This window comes from Aminobacter sp. SR38 (assembly GCF_014843375.1).
GTDB lineage: Bacteria > Pseudomonadota > Alphaproteobacteria > Rhizobiales > Rhizobiaceae > Aminobacter > Aminobacter ciceronei.
In genome coordinates, this window is the sequence record NZ_CP062112.1 from 2,063,068 (window position 1) to 2,080,234 (window position 17,167).

18 protein-coding genes are annotated in these 17,167 nt (G+C 60.1%); 8 read left to right on the plus strand and 10 right to left on the minus strand.

Annotation, left to right across the window (positions count from 1 at the left end; translation table 11 throughout):
- Position 1: 1 nt before the first annotated feature.
- From IG197_RS10070 to glnT, 4 genes are read right to left on the minus strand one after another with little or no spacing between them, the layout of a single operon-like run.
- Positions 2-1,333, minus strand: coding sequence for an FMN-binding glutamate synthase family protein (locus tag IG197_RS10070; protein ID WP_192318579.1), 1,332 nt, complete (start codon positions 1,331-1,333; stop codon positions 2-4).
- Complete coding sequence (locus IG197_RS10075; protein ID WP_192318581.1) at positions 1,333-2,022, minus strand: protein glxC; 690 nt, start codon at positions 2,020-2,022, stop codon at positions 1,333-1,335. The genes IG197_RS10070 and IG197_RS10075 overlap by 1 nt, the downstream gene beginning before the upstream one ends.
- Before the next feature lies 1 nt (position 2,023).
- Positions 2,024-2,911, minus strand: coding sequence for a glutamine amidotransferase family protein (locus IG197_RS10080; protein WP_192318583.1), 888 nt, complete (start codon positions 2,909-2,911; stop codon positions 2,024-2,026).
- A gap of 27 nt (positions 2,912-2,938) precedes the next feature.
- On the minus strand, positions 2,939-4,339 hold the full coding sequence (gene glnT, locus IG197_RS10085; RefSeq protein WP_246765352.1) for a type III glutamate--ammonia ligase: 1,401 nt from the start codon (positions 4,337-4,339) through the stop codon (positions 2,939-2,941).
- Positions 4,340-4,445: 106 nt separating this feature from the next.
- Here glnT and IG197_RS10090 point away from each other — a divergent pair, with 106 nt between their 5' ends.
- From IG197_RS10090 to IG197_RS10125, 8 genes are all read left to right on the plus strand, one after another.
- Positions 4,446-5,798 carry an FAD-binding oxidoreductase gene (locus tag IG197_RS10090; protein ID WP_246765353.1) on the plus strand — a complete coding sequence of 451 codons (1,353 nt, stop codon included), beginning with the start codon at positions 4,446-4,448 and terminating at the stop codon, positions 5,796-5,798.
- A gap of 12 nt (positions 5,799-5,810) precedes the next feature.
- Entirely contained in the window at positions 5,811-6,206 is a 396-nt protein-coding gene (locus IG197_RS10095) for a Rid family hydrolase (RefSeq protein WP_192318585.1), read from the plus strand.
- A gap of 147 nt (positions 6,207-6,353) precedes the next feature.
- Positions 6,354-6,794, plus strand: a complete 441-nt coding sequence (locus IG197_RS10100) for an aminoacyl-tRNA deacylase (RefSeq protein ID WP_192319676.1) — start codon at positions 6,354-6,356, stop codon at positions 6,792-6,794.
- A gap of 900 nt (positions 6,795-7,694) precedes the next feature.
- Positions 7,695-9,212 (plus strand): aldehyde dehydrogenase, encoded by a 1,518-nt coding sequence (gene adh, locus IG197_RS10105; protein WP_192318587.1) that lies wholly within the window; start codon positions 7,695-7,697, stop codon positions 9,210-9,212.
- 130 nt (positions 9,213-9,342) lie between these two features.
- Entirely contained in the window at positions 9,343-9,693 is a 351-nt protein-coding gene (locus IG197_RS10110; RefSeq protein WP_192318589.1) for a DUF779 domain-containing protein, read from the plus strand.
- 137 nt (positions 9,694-9,830) lie between these two features.
- The gene (gene gltA / locus IG197_RS10115) at positions 9,831-11,162 is read left to right on the plus strand and encodes a citrate synthase (protein WP_192318591.1); all 1,332 of its coding nucleotides are present in this window, start codon (positions 9,831-9,833) and stop codon (positions 11,160-11,162) included.
- A gap of 50 nt (positions 11,163-11,212) precedes the next feature.
- Complete coding sequence (locus IG197_RS10120; RefSeq protein WP_192318593.1) at positions 11,213-12,157, plus strand: LysR family transcriptional regulator; 945 nt, start codon at positions 11,213-11,215, stop codon at positions 12,155-12,157.
- A 55-nt stretch (positions 12,158-12,212) separates the two neighbouring features.
- A complete protein-coding gene (locus tag IG197_RS10125) occupies positions 12,213-12,491 on the plus strand; it encodes an HU family DNA-binding protein (RefSeq protein WP_192318595.1) in 279 nt (92 codons plus the stop codon).
- Here the strand turns inward: IG197_RS10125 and IG197_RS10130 are convergent, their stop codons facing one another.
- The 6 genes from IG197_RS10130 to trbK-alt are packed head-to-tail and all read right to left on the minus strand — an operon-like array spanning position 12,492 to position 17,164.
- Positions 12,492-12,716, minus strand: a complete 225-nt coding sequence (locus IG197_RS10130; RefSeq protein WP_192318597.1) for a DUF2274 domain-containing protein — start codon at positions 12,714-12,716, stop codon at positions 12,492-12,494. It abuts the gene before it with no gap.
- A gap of 2 nt (positions 12,717-12,718) precedes the next feature.
- Positions 12,719-13,873 carry a TrbI/VirB10 family protein gene (locus IG197_RS10135; RefSeq protein WP_192318598.1) on the minus strand — a complete coding sequence of 385 codons (1,155 nt, stop codon included), beginning with the start codon at positions 13,871-13,873 and terminating at the stop codon, positions 12,719-12,721.
- A complete protein-coding gene (gene trbG, locus IG197_RS10140) occupies positions 13,870-14,823 on the minus strand; it encodes a P-type conjugative transfer protein TrbG (protein ID WP_192319678.1) in 954 nt (317 codons plus the stop codon). Before trbG ends, IG197_RS10135 begins: the two co-directional genes overlap by 4 nt.
- A gap of 59 nt (positions 14,824-14,882) precedes the next feature.
- Complete coding sequence (gene trbF / locus IG197_RS10145; protein ID WP_192318599.1) at positions 14,883-15,572, minus strand: conjugal transfer protein TrbF; 690 nt, start codon at positions 15,570-15,572, stop codon at positions 14,883-14,885.
- The gene (gene trbL / locus IG197_RS10150; protein ID WP_192318600.1) at positions 15,569-16,873 is read right to left on the minus strand and encodes a P-type conjugative transfer protein TrbL; all 1,305 of its coding nucleotides are present in this window, start codon (positions 16,871-16,873) and stop codon (positions 15,569-15,571) included. The genes trbF and trbL overlap by 4 nt, the downstream gene beginning before the upstream one ends.
- Positions 16,874-16,876: 3 nt before the next feature.
- Positions 16,877-17,164: a putative entry exclusion protein TrbK-alt gene (trbK-alt, locus tag IG197_RS10155; RefSeq protein ID WP_192318601.1), complete on the minus strand. Its 288-nt coding sequence runs from the start codon at positions 17,162-17,164 to the stop codon at positions 16,877-16,879.
- Positions 17,165-17,167 lie beyond the last annotated feature (3 nt).

The window sequence follows — 17,167 nt, forward strand, 5'->3', positions numbered from 1 at the left end:
TTCACGCCTGGTGCAGCCCAGGTACCCAGCTTGTTCCGGCCAGAGGCACCCGGGCCATTGCCGCTGCCTCGATCGTGAGGGCAACAAGGTCTTCGGGCTCAAGGTTGTGAACATGGCTCTTGCCACACGCACGAGCGAGCGTCTGCGCCTCCAGCGTCATGACCTTGAGGAAGTTGGCGAGGCGGCGTCCTGCGGCCACCGGATCCAGTCTTTCGCTCAGTTGCGGCGTCTGTGTCGTGATACCGGCCGGATCCTTTCCTTCGTGCCAATCGTCATAGGCACCGGTGGTTGAACCGAGCGACCGGTATTCCTTCTCCCATTTCGGATCGTTGTCACCGAGTGCCACTAGGGCCGCGGTACCGATCGAAACAGCATCCGCGCCGAGAGCCAACGCCTTGGCGACATCGGCACCGTTGCGGATCCCCCCGGAAACAATGAGCTGAACCTTCCGGTGCATACCGAGGTCTCGCAGTGCCTGTACGGCAGGTTGGATTGCCGACAGCAAGGGGATGCCGACATGCTCGATAAACACTTCCTGCGTTGCAGCCGTGCCGCCCTGCATGCCGTCCAGCACCACCACGTCAGCCCCTGCCTTCACCGCCAGCGCTGTGTCGTAGTACGGCCGACTTGCGCCAACCTTCAGATAAATTGGCTTTTCCCAGTTGGTAATCTCGCGCAGTTCGTGAATTTTGATCTCCAGATCGTCGGCGCCGGTCCAGTCCGGATGTCGGCAGGCCGAACGCTGGTCGATGCCCTTGGGCAATTGGCGCATGGCAGCGACACGATCCGAGATCTTCTGTCCGAGCAGCATGCCGCCGCCGCCTGGCTTGGCGCCTTGGCCAATCACGATCTCGATCGCGTCAGCACGACGCAGGTCGTCCGGATTCATCCCGTAGCGAGATGGCAGATACTGGTAGACGAGCAACTTGGACTGGCCGCGCTCCTCGGGCGTCATGCCTCCGTCGCCCGTCGTCGTCGAAGTTCCGGCGATACTGGCGCCACGGCCAAGAGCTTCCTTGGCGTTGGCTGACAGGGATCCGAAGCTCATGCCAGCGATGGTTATCGGAATAGCAAGCTTCAGCGGCTTCTTGGCGAATCGTGTGCCAAGCGTCACCTCTGTGCCGCACTTCTCCCGATAGCCTTCCAGCGGATATCGGCTCATCGATGCGCCGAGCAACAGAAGATCGTCGAAGTTTGGCAGCTTGCGCTTCGAACCGCCACCACGGATGTCGTAGATGCCAGTCGCAGCCGCACGTCGAATTTCAGAGAGCGCATAATCGTCGAAAGTATAGGATTTGCGTGGGGTAGTCGGGAGCCAATCTCTCTCAGTCATCAGTAAGCATCCATATTGTCGATATTGAAGTTGTAGAGTTTACGGGCCGAGCCGTAGCGACGAAACTCGCCAACATCGACCTTGTTCGCCTCGTCAGATGCTTTGAGAAGCTCGAACAGTTCCAGGCGATGCTCGTCCCGCATTTTCTTCTCGACGCAATCGGCGCCAAGGCTCGCGACCGGGCCGCGCACGTACAGGTGCGCCTCGTAAAGAGAGTCGCCGAGCGCCTCGCCCGCTTCACCAAATACGACGAGGCTTCCCGTTTGACCCATGAAGGCCGACAAGTGACCGATGCCTCCCTTCACCACGATATCTACCCCCTTCATCGAGATTCCACAGCGCGAGGAGGCATTGCCGTCTATGATAAGAAGTCCACCGCGACCCGTGGCGCCAGCATTCTGGCTGGCGTCACCTTTGACGTGGATCAGGCCGCTCATGATGTTTTCGCCGACACCCTGGCCGGCGTTTCCTTCAATAACGATGGTGGCCTGCTTGTTCATGCCTCCGCAGAAATATCCGACAGGGCCATCAATATTGATCGTCACCGGAGCATCGACACCAACAGCGATTGAATGCTCGCCGTTCGGATTCAGGACTGTCCAGTCCGTCTCGTTGGTGTTCGGCCGAAGCTCATGTAAAGCGGCGTTCAATTCCCGGAGAGATGATTTTCCAAGATCGACAATGGGCATGTCACTGATGCTCCCAGAAGTAAGGGGTAGCCGGCTTGGGCTCCCAGACGCGCGCCTCGCGGATGCCCGGAAGGCAGGTGAGGCTCTTGTACTCAGTGGCGAATGCGACGTACTGATCCGTTTCAGCCATCACAGCGGGTTTGCAGGCGATTGGGTCACGAAGCACGCCGAAGCCCTTTTCCGTGCCGACGACGAAAGTGAAGAAACCATCGAGGTCGCTCAGGCTCGACTCCAATGCCTCGCCAAAAGTCTCCCCATCCCGAACCTTCTTCGATATGTATCCGGCGGCAACCTCGGTATCGTTCTCGGTGCGTATAGGGATACCGTCCTGACGCAACTGGCGGCGTAGCGAGGCGTGGTTCGAGAGGGAGCCATTGTGCACCAGGCACTGGTCGGACCCCGTCGAAAACGGATGGGCGCCATCAGTCGTGACCGCCGATTCTGTCGCCATGCGCGTGTGGGAGATACCGTGGGTACCGCCCATGCTTGCGATATCGAATGCCGCTGCAACGTTGTCCGGATAGCCGACCTCTTTGAATATCTCCAAGCGAGTGCCTTCGCTCGATATGGCGATATCAGGGGCATTCTCGGCCAGCCATTTTTCGGCGGCCTCGAGATCCGCATTTTGCACCGAAACAACAGCATGGGTGTGGCGAACTTTCGAGGACGATCCCGTGGGGAGCGCCGCAACAAGTTGCCTGGCAACCGCGCCGACATTTGCCCCAGCCAGTGTAATCTTCGTCGTCCCTGGTTTACCATCGCCATAGATGGCGAAGCCGGCCGAGTCCGGCCCACGGCTGCACAGGGTTGAGGTCATCTTGGCCAGTAAGGCACCAAGTTGCGGCTCAAGTTTTGGGTCCTTGATAAATAGACCAGCAATTCCGCACATAGTTCGTCGATCCTTATCCTTGGGGTTTTAGAAGAAAGCGAGGTACCGATTGGTTTCCCAATCGGATACGTGCCGGTGATATTCTTCCCACTCGGTGCGCTTGAGCGTCACAAACTCATCAATGAACTCGGCGCCGAGTGTCTCTCTGAAAAGATCACTTGCCTCCAACTCATTGATTGCTTCGCAAAGCGACTGGGGTAGAAACTCGATGCCTCGCTCCACAACTTCGCGGCGCGAAAGGGCATAGAAATTGACGTTGTGCGGCTCGCCCGGATCCAGCTTTCTATCGATGCCGTCGAGCCCTGCAGCAATCACTGCGGCCTGTGCAAGGTAGGGGTTCATTCCGGAGTCCCCCATCCTGACCTCTACTCGGCCGGTCGCCGTGCGCAATGCTGCCGTCCGATTGTTGTCACCATATGCAATGAACACGGGACACCAGGTGGTGCCTGACGCATTTTGGCCGACCACGAGGCGCTTGTAGGAATTGACCGAGGGCGCCAGGAGGGCTGTCAACGGCTTGGCGTGCTCGAGAAGGCCAGCCGTGAAATGATAAGCGAGGTCGGACAGGCCCAACCCTCGGCGATCGTTCGGATCATGGAAGAGGTTACGGCTGTTCTTGTCGGCAATCGAGCAGTGAATATGCATGCCATTGCCAGTCATCGATGTCTTGGGCTTCGGCATGAAGGAACAAATGGCGCCCAGTTCGTGAGCGATTTCAGAGGCAGCCATCTTGAACAGTAGAATGGTATCGGCCGATGTCATGGCATCGGAGTATTTGAAGTTGATCTCGTATTGCCCGTTCGCATCCTCGTGGTCGATCTGGTAGACGTCGATCCCGATCGCCTTGAGGCTCTCGGTCACTCTCTCAAGAAAAATGCGTGCCCGGGATAGCCCGCGGTAGTCATATGCCGGCTTGCGCAACGTGTCGGTCGAGTCCAACGGAACCACCGACCCATCAGCCGTGCGCTCCAAAAGACTGAACTCGGGCTCGATGCCTGTATTGAGCACCCAGCCGCGACCCTCAAGTCTGTCGATCTGCGCCTGAAGAATGTTGCGCGTGTCGATCGGGTGCGGTTGGCCCCCAACCGTACCCGTTCCCATAATGCGCGCATATCCTGGTGACCACGGCAACAACGTCAGCGTCTTGAGATCGCCAACGACTATATATTCGGGTCCATGCGGAGGAATACGCAGCCCAAAAACGCCGCCACCGGCAAAACCCGCACCATCGGTGACAATATCCTCCAGATGGTCGACTGGTACCGCTTTACCTTTCGCCGTTCCATATATGTCGACGAATTGCGCAAACACGTAGCGGATCTTGTGTTGAGCGAGAAAGTTTTTGGCTTGTTCGAGATCGAGGCCTGTCGGCGTAACGAATCCGTCGCAGCTAGAACCCCATTCCTCCGATATAGCGAGATTGTTCACTGTGATGCTCCTCCCTAAGCGACCATTATGTTACACCACATACAATTATCTTGCATGTGATGCAATACCTTTATATGGTAAGCAACTAAGGAAGTGGGAGGAAGAAGTGAGCAGCAAACCGATAGCGCATCCGACGCTTGACCAGTTGGCGACTGGCCGCTTGGCGGCCAGCGCGTCTCTCACCTATCGGCCATATTGGTGGGAAGCTGCAGCGCCTCGCGAAACGCCTCCAAGCGCTCTCCCCCAACAGACCGATGTCGTGGTCGTCGGTTCAGGATTCACAGGGCTTTCTGCTGCGTTAACTCTCTTGAGAGCTGGCCGCAGCGTCGTGGTACTCGATCGTGACGCGCCGGGATTTGGCGCCAGTACCCGCAACGGTGGCCAGATAGGGAGCGGCAACCAGAAGTTCCGTGTAAAGCGCCTCATCGAATTGCGCGGTCGCGCGAAGGCTGAGGAGATGCTCCGCGAGGGCGTCGCCATGCTCGACTATATCGAAGGGCTGATCAGCACGGAGAAAATAGATTGTTATTTCCGTCGTTGCGGCCGCTTCCGAGGCGCTATCCGACCGGAGCACTACGATGCGATCGCGCGTGACATGGAAGACCTGCGCAACGTGGCTGGGGTAGAAAGCTTTATGGTGCCTCGGTCCGAGCAGCATCACGAGATCAACACCGACCTTTTCCATGGCGGTTCCGTTTTGCCGGCAGATGCCAGCCTGCACCCCGGTCTCTATCATCAGGGCCTACTTCATCGCGTGGAGGATGCGAGCGGGGTCGTCCAGGGTCATAGTGCTGCGATCGCCGTTGACGCAACGAAGGATGGATTCACGGTCAACACACTGTCTGGCCAAATAAATTGCCGCAACGTCATCATTGCAACCAACGGCTATACCGACGGGTTACTTCCCCATCTGACCCGCCGCATTGTTCCGGTGGGTTCAGGCCAAATCGCCACCGAAGAGATTCCTGAACAGTTGTTCTCCCAACTTATGCCAGGGGGGCGGGTCTACGGTAACACCAATCGCGTGTTCTACTATTTTCGGGCAGCACCTGCCGAGCGTCGCATACTATGGGGCGGGCGGGTCAGCCATTTGGCACCGAGCGATTCAGTCGCGGCCTACCGCCATCTCGCGCGCGATGTCTTGTCGGTTTTCCCGGTTCTAAAGGACATCCGCGTGTCACACGGCTGGGATGGCCTTATCGGCTATACCTACGATGAGGTGCCACACCTAGGGCGAACGCGAAACGGGGTCCACTATGCCCTGGGATACTGCGGTACCGGGGTCTCCCGCGCGACCTACTTTGGTCACAAGATCGCTCTCCAGCTCCTTGGTGACACCGAAGGTCGCACCGCTTTCGATGATCTCGTGTTTCCATCGTTCCCCGCACATCCCATCGCCAAGCGCGCCGTTCCGGTCGTGGAGACTTGGTACAGGGTGCGCGACTGTCTCAGCAAGTAATGGAGTTCGCCCATGTCGAGTAAACAAACCTCAAAGCGTCAGAACATATCTTCTGGCGGCGCCTACGAGAATATTTTCGGATACTCACGCGCCGTTCGTGTCGGCAAGGACATTCATGTCTCAGGAACTTGCGCCCCTGCAGGCCATGAAGATAGCGATGCGTATATCCAGACTCGTGCCGCTCTCTCCATTATCGAGAAGGCATTGGCCGATGCGGGTGCTGGTCTGGAACATGTCGTCCGGACGGTCGTCTATATTCGCGACATCGCTGATGCCGAAGCCGTCGCCAGAGGACATCTCATCAGCTTCGATTCGATCCGCCCCGCCAGCACGCTTATCCAGGTCTCCTCGATGCTGAGATCTTGGCAGAAGGTCGAGATTGAGGCCTATGCCAAATTGAGCACTTGAAGCAGGTGTCGTAGGAGCCAGGAGCGTAAGTATCCTATGAGCCGGCACGGGAAGCGCCCGACCTCACCTCGGTCGCCGTGCCTTGCACACGCCATTCTTTGAGCAGGAACCGGAACGTTGCAATCAACGCCAGCGACCCAATCTCTAATGCGCGCTGGCGTGTCTTTCTCGCTGGTCACATATGAATACGCCCACACCGTCCGGAACAAAGGATTGTATGCGGCAAAGGCTCTTGGCGTCTCATATTCCCGAGTACTTAAAACGCTCATCGTGAGCGTCGACGCAAAACCAAGATGTCTTGTAGTCCCGAGCAACCAAAGAGTCAGCATCGACAGGGTGATGTCAGCGCTTGGCGGAACTACCGCCGAGATAATGAGTCCAACCGAGGCTGAACGAGTCACAGGTTACAGGATCGGCGGAATCAGCCCCATCGGCTTGAACGAGCAAATTCAGACACTGATTGAAGCGAATATCATGCCAGGGAAGAAGGTCTTCGTGAATGCCGGAACTCGCGGACTGTTAATCTGCATTCGAGCGGAAGATCTCATTCGGTTCCTTGGGGCTCGGACGTTACATATAGTTACATAGTCTATTACCGCAGCTACGTTCTCGGACCTCAACAATAAGAGGGATACCACAGTATCGTGCTCCTGGTCGGCAAGGCAACTAAAGTTTCCAGTGTATAGACAATGCGGCTGGCCAAATTTCACTCTTCCTTCACGCGAGGGGATAACTGAAGTGGAGGCACGAACGGCGACAGTCGGCGATCTTGTGGCGGTTTTTACTGACCTCCTCCTTCGAACGTCTAGGATCGGCGATGCAGATATACTTTCGTGCGACAGCCTGATAATGGGTTTAAGAGAAGGGCGGTCCCTCGCGTTTGTGGATGGTGCCGATCCAATGGCAATTATAGTGTGGCTGGAAGGTTCGGATGAGGCTCGTGCGCTGTTCGCCGCAAGGGACGGGTTTTTCCGCGCCTCAACTCTACGCTTTTGCAAACGGCGGATTCGGACGATTCAGTTCCTTGTCGGGGGCCTTCCTCTGCGTTTGCAGATTTGGCCCGAGTTTCCCGAAAGAGATAGATGGTTTGGACTGATTGGCTGCACCGCGGAGAATTCCGAATACGGCACCAAACTGTTTACGCTGCCCGCAAATCAAGTCGAGTTCGACCGTCTTGATCGACTAGGCGACTCGACGAATTGAGAAACTGGCGATCGTCGTAACGCAGTCCGAATATGTTCCGGGAAGTACGGCGACCTGTTCGCCACCCGCCGATCCTTCGGATACGGAATGGCTTGCACCCAGCGGCGAGCAGGGTCGTTTATTCGCCATCGTAGTAATGACTGCGGCTAAGAGGGCCAAACTGTTTCAGATTTGTTACAATTGAGCGGTGTAGGGCTGTTACCGGGGGTGACATAAACGCGGTACCCAACGACCATCTCCAAAGAGGCGCCGCATGGTGCGGCGCGCCTTCTGGGAGGAATTCGCATGAATAAGATCGAATTTTCGCGCACAACGAAAGTCCCGTTCGCCAAGCGCTACGAGAATTTCATCGGCGGCAAGTGGGTTGCCCCAAAATCGGGGAAATATTTCGAGAACATCTCGCCGGTGACCGGCCGTTCGATTGGCGAGATTGCACGCTCGGAGGCTGCGGACATCGACGCAGCTTTGGATGCAGCGCACAAAGCAAAGGATAGTTGGGGTAAGACCTCGGCGGCGCAGCGTGCCCTGATTCTTAATCGGATCGCTGATCGCATGGAAGAGAACCTCGATCTTCTGGCTCTTGCGGAAACCTGGGACAACGGCAAGCCAATCCGCGAGACGACCGCCGCCGACCTGCCGCTGGCGATCGATCACTTCCGCTACTTCGCTGGCGCCGTTCGCGCCCAGGAGGGCGGAATCTCCGAAATCGACCACGACACGATTGCGTACCACTTCCACGAACCGCTGGGAGTCGTCGGCCAGATCATCCCGTGGAATTTCCCGCTGCTTATGGCATGCTGGAAACTGGCGCCTGCGCTCGCCGCAGGCAACTGCGTGGTCATCAAGCCGGCCGAGCAAACGCCAGCCAGCATTATGTTGTGGGCAGACCTGGTTGGCGACCTCCTGCCGGAAGGTGTGCTAAATGTTGTAAACGGCTTCGGCCTCGAGGCCGGCAAACCGCTAGCGTCGTCCAACCGTATCGCGAAGATCGCCTTTACCGGTGAAACCACGACCGGCCGACTGATCATGCAATATGCGTCGCAGAACCTGATCCCTGTGACACTGGAACTGGGTGGCAAGAGCCCCAACATCTTCTTCCAGGACGTCATCGCCGAGGACGATGACTTCTTCGACAAGGCGATCGAGGGATTCGTCATGTTCGCGCTTAACCAGGGCGAGGTCTGTACCTGCCCGAGCCGCGCCCTGGTGCACGAGAAAATCTACGACAAATTTATGGAGCGTGCCATCAAACGTACCGAGGCGATCATCCAAGGCGATCCTCTCGATCCCGCGACCATGATCGGCGCGCAGGCCTCCTCCGAACAGCTCGAGAAGATTCTCTCTTATCTCGACATCGGCAAAAAGGAAGGCGCGAAGGTGCTTACTGGCGGCGAGCAGAATCATCTGCCCGGCGACCTGGCTGGCGGCTACTACATCAAGCCGACGATTTTCAAGGGTCACAACAAGATGCGCATCTTCCAGGAGGAGATTTTCGGTCCGGTTGTGTCCGTGACCACCTTCAAGGACGATGACGAGGCCCTGTCGATTGCCAACGATACGCTCTACGGTCTAGGTGCAGGCATATGGAGCCGCGACGCAAACCGGCTCTACCGCTTTGGTCGTGCCATCCAGGCGGGACGCGTCTGGACCAACTGCTACCATGCTTATCCGGCCCACGCGGCCTTCGGCGGCTACAAGCAGTCGGGCATCGGCCGTGAGAACCACAAGATGATGCTGGATCACTATCAGCAAACGAAGAACATGCTAGTGAGCTACAGCCCGAAGAAGCTTGGTTTCTTTTGAATCTAGGGGACTTTCTCCAACATTGGAGAGAGACAGCGAGAGCGATCGATCGGCCATTGCCGCCTCCAACTTCTCGCCTTGAGCCGCCTTCTCCCGCTAGTAGGGAGAAGGCCCATATGGAGCCTCTACAATGACCGAACGCCTCATTCTCAACAGGGTTTCCGCGACGCCTGAGGCGATTGCGTTTCTTAACGAGATCATCGCTGAACACGGCCCAGTGCTCTTTCACCAGTCGGGTGGTTGCTGCGACGGTTCATCCCCGATGTGCTATCGTCGCAATGACTACATCATTGGAGATCGGGACGTACAGCTAGGAAGTATTGGTGATACACCGGTATACATCAGTGAATCTCAGTACGAGGCTTGGAAGAACACGGAATTAACTATCGACGTCGTGCCGGGTAGAGGTGGGATGTTTTCGCTCGATAACGGGCGGGAGAAACGATTTCTGACTCGGTCCAATATTTGTTCGGTCAAATAAACCATCTTGGCCGGTTACGAATGCAAGGAATTACAGGCCTGACTTCTGCAAAGTGAACGGGTTAGTTTTGATCGTTTCGTAGTTCAGGCGGCCGGCAAATACTGGACGCAATGGCATTAGAAATTTCGGAGCGCGCGATGTCCGAAGCAGCCAAGAAACTCGACGTGGCGCCGAGGGCCGGCGCGCCTGCGAAGGTGGAGGTCGACGGCAAGGCCCATGACTTCAAGGTCATGCAGGGCACGCTCGGCCCCGACGTCATCGACATCAGCTCGCTCTATACCACCACCGGCGCCTTCACCTACGATCCGGGCTTCACCTCGACCGCGAGCTGCGAGTCCGCCATCACCTTTATCGACGGCGAAGAGGGCATCCTGCTGCATCGCGGCTATCCGATCGACCAGCTCGCCGAACATGGCGACTTCCTCGAGGTCTGCTATCTGCTGCTCTACGGCGAACTGCCGACCAAGGCGCAGAAGGACGATTTCGACTACCGCATCACGCGCCACACCATGGTGCATGAGCAGATGTCGAAGTTCTTCACCGGCTTCCGCCGCGACGCACACCCGATGGCGGTGATGTGCGGCGTGGTCGGCGCGCTGTCGGCCTTCTATCACGACTCGACCGACATTTCCGACCCCTACCAGCGCATGGTCGCTTCCATGCGGCTCATCGCCAAGATGCCGACGATCGCGGCGATGACCTACAAGTACCATATCGGCCAGCCCTTCGTTTACCCGAAGAACGACCTCAACTTCGCGGCCAACTTCCTGCACATGTGCTTTGCGGTGCCGTGCGAGGAATACAAGGTGAACCCGGTACTGGCGCGCGCCATGGAGCGCATCTTCATCCTGCACGCCGACCATGAGCAGAACGCCTCGACCTCGACGGTGCGGCTCGCCGGCTCGTCGGGCGCGAACCCCTTCGCCTGCATCGCGGCCGGCATCGCCTGCCTGTGGGGGCCTGCCCATGGCGGCGCCAACGAAGCGGCCTTGAACATGCTGGGCGAGATCGGCCATGTGGATCACATCCCCGAATATATCGCCCGCGCCAAGGACAAGAACGATCCGTTCCGGCTGATGGGCTTCGGGCACCGCGTCTACAAGAACTACGATCCGCGCGCCAAGATCATGCAGCGGACGGCGCACGAAGTGCTCGGCGAGCTCGGCATCAAGGACGATCCGCTGCTCGATATCGCCATCGAACTCGAGAAGATCGCGCTGACGGACGAATATTTCATCGAAAAGAAGCTCTATCCGAACGTCGATTTCTATTCCGGCATCACGCTCAAGGCGCTGGGCTTCCCCACCGCCATGTTCACCGTGCTGTTCGCGGTCGCCCGCACCGTCGGCTGGATCGCGCAGTGGAAGGAAATGATCGAGGATCCGCACCAGCGGATCGGCCGGCCGCGCCAGCTCTATACCGGCGCGACCGAGCGCGACTACGTGCCGATTGCGGAGCGCAGAGGATAGAGATCAACGGTCCTGTATTTCGATGTTGAGCTGCGCCTGAACAGGCAAGGATGGCCGTCCGTATGCGAATAAGCCAAGGAATCCGTTCGGTACCGTATCACGTTTTTGATCTTCGATTGATTCGATACGCCCTGGAATCCGCCGAACACGGTAGCTTCCGGCGGGCAGCGGCAGCATTGAATGTCCAGCAGTCCACGGTGAGCCGAGGAGTTCGAAGCCTTGAAGATCGTGTCAAAGCAAAGCTCTTTGAACGTGATCACTCGGGAATACGGCCAACGCCTGCGGGTGATCGGTTCCTAGAGGAAGCCAGCCTAGGGTTCGATCATTTGAGACGTGCCCTCCAGCGCGCCGAGGCTTCGCAGCGTGGCGAGCACGGTGAATTAACGGTTGGCGTCAGCGTGCCCTTCTCTGTGCTCGGCGACCTGTTTCAACGTTTTCGCGCTAGCCATGAAGGCGTGTCGGTCGAGATCGTCGAGACTACATCCGGCGCAAGTACGGCTCTGGTCCAGCAGCGCTCCGTCGACGTGGCTTTCGTGAGCAGACAGCTCAACAATGGGCCGGTTCACTCGCTGTATTTGTGTGAGGAGCACATGGCAGCGGTGCTTCCGAAGTCGCATCGTCTGGCCGGAGCGCGCAAGGTGAGCTTCGAAGAACTACGCCGTGAGCGGTTTATCCTCGGCGCAAGCGGGATTGGCCCCGATCTTCAGGAACACCTCTCGAAACGAATGGCAAAGTGGGCTGTCGCGCCGCGAGTGCAGCTTCATCGCGCCGGCCAATGCAATCTCATCAACATGGTGGCATTGGGATTCGGGGTGACGATCGTGATCGGACCGCCTCCGCGTGCCGCCACTGATGGCGTTGTCGTTGTCCCTCTTGCCGGCAGGAGCGTCATATCGGTCTCAGCCGTCTGGATGGAATCCAACCCCAATCCCGCACTCAAAGCGCTGCTCAACATCGTGCGGGCGTCTGGCTCGGCCGGAACTGCGCCGCAATGACAAATCATCGATAGCGTGGCATAGGGCGTGCTACTGCCGAAGGAGAGACCAACTCATGACAACTGCAATCGAAATTGCCGACAAGCTGGCGACCGAACACAACCTGACCAAGGCCCAGGGCAAAGCGCTGGTCGACGGAGTGTTCAAGGCGATCGCTGAAGCGGCGGCAGCGGGTGAAGAGATTTCATTGCCCGGATTCGGCAAATTCAAGGTGAGGGCGACGCCGGAACGCGACGGCCGGAATCCTTCAACTGGCGCCGCGATGAAGATTGCCGCTGCAAAGAAGCTGACCTTCGCGCCTGCCAAGGCCCTTAAAGACAGCCTCAATCGCTGACTACCCTCGCTGCGTCTTACGCGCTCGGGTGAACGCCCTATCCGTCGCGACGAAGCGCTGCAGCATTGGCACGATCAGCCTGACGGGGTCGCCAATCTCCTGTCCGGATTCGCGCGAAAGCGCTTCGGCATAGGCGACGAGATCCTTGTGCAGCGCGGCCGGCAGCTCCACCGTCACCTTCACTGGCTTTTCATCGGGGATCGCGCCAAGTTTCAGTTTTGCCATGGTCATCCCCGGTACGCCTCGAATACCAGGTCCCGCGTGACAATGATCCTGACCGGGAAGCCCGGGCGGATCGTCAGTGTCGGAGCGACCTGCAACTGGCGCTGGATGATCTGCTGGCCGGCATCGTTGATCGTGTCCTGACCGCCGTTGCGGATCGCCTGGATGAGGCGGTCGTCATCGTTGGTCGCGAGTTCAGCTCCCACGCTGAGCAACGTCGACAAGCCGGCGGCCTTGGCCAGGTCCCACCAGTGGTAGTCGACGCCGTCCTCGAGCCCGGCATAACCTTGGGTGTCGGCGCCCGGCTGACGCTCCAACACGATCGACCGGCCATTAGGCAGGATCAGGCGGTTCCAGACGAGCAGAACGCGACGCTGTCCGAACTGCACATTGTTGTCGTACTGGCCGATGACGCGCGTGCCTTGCGGCACGAGCAGGATGCGGCCAGTGCGGCTGTCATAGATATTCTCTGTTACCTGCGCCGTGATCTGGCCCGGCAGATCGGAGCGGATGCCGGTGATGAGCGCCGCAGGGATGACGGCGCCTGCCTGGAGCACGAACGGCGAGGCCGGCGCCATGACGCGATCCGACGACGTGGTACGGCGATCGGCGGTCGCGTTAAGGAAGGCGAGTTGCTTGTCCTGCGCGGTTTGCTGGCCAGGTTGTCCGCTCAGATCGAGACCTGCGAGATTCGGGATCGTCGTGCTTCCCGGCATTCCTGCCGTCGTAGCGGCGCCCGGTTGCGTCTGGAAGAACACCTTGCTCGTCCGCGCGGCCTCTTCCTCGGCTCGCCGGCGTTGCTCGGCCTCGTCGACCGCTGGCGTCGTGATGGTCGGGGGCACGACAGGCTGCCCCTTATTCTGTGCGTCGAGGATGGGGCGGCCAAGATCGCCTGGCAGCGGCGGGCCGAGGACCGGACCGGTGTAGTCACGCGGCAGGCCGGCGAGACCATCGGCCGGCTGGCGATTGCTGGTGGAGTACAGCTCCTTGCCGTCATCGCCGGACGTGCGGGTCTGAAGGGCATAGATCAGAGCACCACCGATACCGAGGCCTGCGACCACGCCGAGGCCTGTCAGCACCTTGCGCGACAGACGCGTGACGCGCGGCGGCTCGGCGCGAAGCCGCATCGGCGCGGCAGCGTGGGTTTCATTCTCACTCATGACGGTCTCCCATCGGTGCGCACGATCCTGACGGTCTGCTGCTGCTTGCCGCTGCCAAGGCGCAGCTCGGCGGCGCCGAAGAGACGATCGACGATCAGGATGTTGCGATAGATGCGGGTGTTGGCGATCTGCGCCTCACCTTCCGGGCCGATCACGACGATCGGCGGCATTTCGCCCTGGACGATTCCGCGCGGGAACTCGACATAGACGCGGCGGCCGTCGTCATATACGGAGATCGGCTTCCAGGGCGGGTTGCCGCCAGTCAGGCCGTAACGGTAGTTGCGCGCGGCGACGGCCGGGATGACCGGCGTGGCCGGAACGATTTGCCCTTGCGCAGTCGTCGAGCGCGGATAGGCCCAGGCTACGGCGGGCATGTAGGGCTTTGGCCCGGAGCGCAGCTCGAGCATGTAGGTGCGCCGATCGGTGGTGATGACCAGGTTGGTGGTAATGTCCGGCCGTGAGGGTTTTACCAGCACATGAACGCGCCGGGCCGTGCCCGAACCGGATTCCGTGTCGCCGATGATCCAGCGGGCGGTATCGCCAGCCGCGATCGGCCCGGCCCCAGTCAGGCTTTCGCCAGGCTCCAGTGCGATGTCCGTGATCTGCCCGGGCGCGGCATAGACCTGATAGAGCGCGCCTTCAGACCATGGATAGATCTGGATCGCGTTGTAGTAACCCTCGCGGCGCGGCTGGACGCGCGCGGCCGCGTTGGCGCTCTCGACACGGCCGGTCGGCGTGCCGGCCGCCGCGCCGCCTTTGGCCGGAGTCCAGGCCGGCGGAATGTGGAGCGGCTTCGGCCGATCGTCGGTGACGGATGCCGGCACGGTCGGCAGCGGCGGCACGTCGGAATCGTAAGTGATCTGCGGCGGCTTCTGCGGCGTGGCGCAGCCGGCAAGCGCAATGCCGGAAAGCAGCAGAAGCGGAATGGCGGATTTACGGAAAACCGGCATGACGGCGATACGGAGAGACGTAGTCTCACACTCGGCTTTCCGCCGGGGGAAGCGCATCATCATTGGCTCATCTCCCGCGACCAGTTGATGGCGTTGACGTAGATGCCGAGCGGATTCGCCTTGAGCCGGTCGGCGTCGCGCGGCGGCTGGATGACGATGGTCAGGATCGCGGTCCAGCGCTCGGTCGTAGAAAGCTGACCGTTTTCGTAGTGGCGTTCGGTCCAGGCGACGCGGAAGCTATCCGCCGATGCGCGGATGACGCTGGAGACCTCGACGGCGACCTGTTGCTTGCCGACCTTGGCGAAGGGGTCGTTCGAGCGGGCGTAGTCGTTGAGCGCCGCAGCACCACGATCCGTTGTCCACTCGTAGCCGCGCAACCAGTTTTGCCGCACGATGACCGGATCGGCCGGAATGCTCCTGACCTGCTCGATGAAGCGTGCCAGATGCCATGCCACCTGGGGATCGGTCGGCCGATAGTTGGCGGCGGCTGGTTCGACCGTCTGCGCCTGACCAATCTTGTCCACCTGGACGATCCACGGAACGACGGTTCCTTGCACCGACTGCCAGGCAAGAGCCGCCGCGAAACCGGCCGACAGGACCAGCGATCCGAATGCCATGTATCGCCAGTTCTTCGCCTGAACACGCGCCGAGCCGATGCGCTCGTCCCAGACCTGCGCAGCTTTCTGATATGGAGTTTCGGGTTCGGGGGTCTTGCCGTAATGCGCGGCGGGACGGTTGAAGAGGTTCATGAGCGGTCACTTTCGGAGAGATTGACGGAGGAGCCGGAGCCGTGGCTGTCGCCGGAGCGGACGGCGTGCGCGGTGGCCTGGACGGCATGGCCCATATGTCCGCCGCGCCGCATGCGCTCCGCCCAGGCGGGTGGCGAACCAGCGGCGGCGCTTGCCTGTCCAACTGTTCCCAGGGTGGAGGCACCGCCGGTTGCGGCGAAGCCGGATGTCACGCCGCTGTCGAAGCTAGATTTAACGCTCGCGGCCGCGCGGCGCAGTGGTGATATCGCCGCTGATCCTGCGGCATACGCAACGCCTCCGATCCCCGACGCGACACCAGCCGCACCGGACTGCCCCATGGACCCCAGGGAGTAGGCCGAAGATGTCGCGCCGGCGACGGTCGCGCCACCACGCACGGCAGTGGCCCCACCTTTCGCGGCCAGCACGGCGCCACCGCCGGCCGCAAGGGCCGCTCCCCCGACAGCGAGGCCGGTGCCAGCCGCCGCGCCCGCGCCGAGCTGGGGACCGCCGGAGACAAGGCCGTTGGCGATGCCGGGGCCGAAGATGCCGAGGCCGAGCAGCGAGAGCGCGGCCAGCACGACGGCCATGGCGTCGTCTATGCTCGGCGCCTGCCCGCCAAAACCTTGCGTGAACTGGCTGAATAGAGTCGAGCCGATGCCGATGATGACGGCGAGCACCAGCACCTTGATGCCGGAAGAAATCACATTGCCGAGCACGCGCTCGGCCATGAAGGCGGTCTTGCCGAACAGGCCGAACGGAATCAGCACGAAACCGGCGAGCGTTGACAGCTTGAACTCGATCAGCGTCACGAAGAGCTGGATCGCCAGAAGGAAGAAGGCGAGGATGACGAGTGCCCAGGCGAAGAGCAGGCAGGCGATCTGGATGAAATTCTCGAAGAACGCGACCCAGCCCATCAAGTCGGAGATGGATTCGAGCAGCGGCCGTGCCGCATCCAGCCCGGTCTGCGCCACCTTGCCGGGGCGCATGAGGTCCTGCGCGGAAAACCCCGTGCCGGAAGCTTGCAGGCCAAGGCCAGCGAAGCTGTCGAACACGATCTTCGCGAGATTGTTCCAGTTGGAGATGAGATAGGCGAAGACGCCGACGAACAGGGTCTTCTTGACCAGCCGCGCCATGATGTCTTCATCGGCGCCCCAGCTCCAGAACAGGGCGGCCAGCGTCACGTCGATGACGATCAGCGTGGAGGCGATGAAGCCGACCTCGCCGCCGAGCAGGCCGAACCCGCTATCGATGTAGCGGGTGAAGACCCCAAGGAAATTGTCGATGACCCCGCTACCGCCCATGCGTCACCGCCCGTCGTTGGCCGCAGGCGCTGCGGGTGCAGGTGTGCGACGGAGGAAGCGATCGCGGGTTTCTGCCCACACGCGCAGGCAGTCGGCATCCTCGGCTGCCTTCTGCCCAAGCTGCTGGCACCGGCGCTGACCCTCGCGCAGCGGATCGTGATCAGGTTGGACGATGTCCGCCGGCGGCGACGCCGGCGCATCGTCCTTGCGGGTCAGTTCAATCACCGTCGCCGTGATGGCGATGGCGACGAACATGACAGCGCCCAGCCGGGCCAGCATCTTGCCGTCCATCCG

Excerpts from the sequence above, each read along its gene's own strand:
- IG197_RS10070 (WP_192318579.1), bottom strand. The coding sequence starts at position 1,333 with ATGACTGAGAGAGATTGGCTCCCGACTACCCCACGCAAATCCTATACT.
- IG197_RS10075 (WP_192318581.1), bottom strand. The coding sequence starts at position 2,022 with ATGCCCATTGTCGATCTTGGAAAATCATCTCTCCGGGAATTGAACGCC.
- IG197_RS10080 (WP_192318583.1), bottom strand. The coding sequence starts at position 2,911 with ATGTGCGGAATTGCTGGTCTATTTATCAAGGACCCAAAACTTGAGCCG.
- IG197_RS10095 (WP_192318585.1), top strand. The coding sequence starts at position 5,811 with ATGTCGAGTAAACAAACCTCAAAGCGTCAGAACATATCTTCTGGCGGC.
- IG197_RS10100 (WP_192319676.1), top strand. The coding sequence starts at position 6,354 with ATGCGCGCTGGCGTGTCTTTCTCGCTGGTCACATATGAATACGCCCAC.
- adh (WP_192318587.1), top strand. The coding sequence starts at position 7,695 with ATGAATAAGATCGAATTTTCGCGCACAACGAAAGTCCCGTTCGCCAAG.
- IG197_RS10110 (WP_192318589.1), top strand. The coding sequence starts at position 9,343 with ATGACCGAACGCCTCATTCTCAACAGGGTTTCCGCGACGCCTGAGGCG.
- gltA (WP_192318591.1), top strand. The coding sequence starts at position 9,831 with ATGTCCGAAGCAGCCAAGAAACTCGACGTGGCGCCGAGGGCCGGCGCG.
- IG197_RS10120 (WP_192318593.1), top strand. The coding sequence starts at position 11,213 with ATGGCCGTCCGTATGCGAATAAGCCAAGGAATCCGTTCGGTACCGTAT.
- IG197_RS10125 (WP_192318595.1), top strand. The coding sequence starts at position 12,213 with ATGACAACTGCAATCGAAATTGCCGACAAGCTGGCGACCGAACACAAC.
- IG197_RS10130 (WP_192318597.1), bottom strand. The coding sequence starts at position 12,716 with ATGGCAAAACTGAAACTTGGCGCGATCCCCGATGAAAAGCCAGTGAAG.
- IG197_RS10135 (WP_192318598.1), bottom strand. The coding sequence starts at position 13,873 with ATGAGTGAGAATGAAACCCACGCTGCCGCGCCGATGCGGCTTCGCGCC.
- trbG (WP_192319678.1), bottom strand. The coding sequence starts at position 14,823 with ATGCCGGTTTTCCGTAAATCCGCCATTCCGCTTCTGCTGCTTTCCGGC.
- trbF (WP_192318599.1), bottom strand. The coding sequence starts at position 15,572 with ATGAACCTCTTCAACCGTCCCGCCGCGCATTACGGCAAGACCCCCGAA.
- trbL (WP_192318600.1), bottom strand. The coding sequence starts at position 16,873 with ATGGGCGGTAGCGGGGTCATCGACAATTTCCTTGGGGTCTTCACCCGC.
- trbK-alt (WP_192318601.1), bottom strand. The coding sequence starts at position 17,164 with ATGGACGGCAAGATGCTGGCCCGGCTGGGCGCTGTCATGTTCGTCGCC.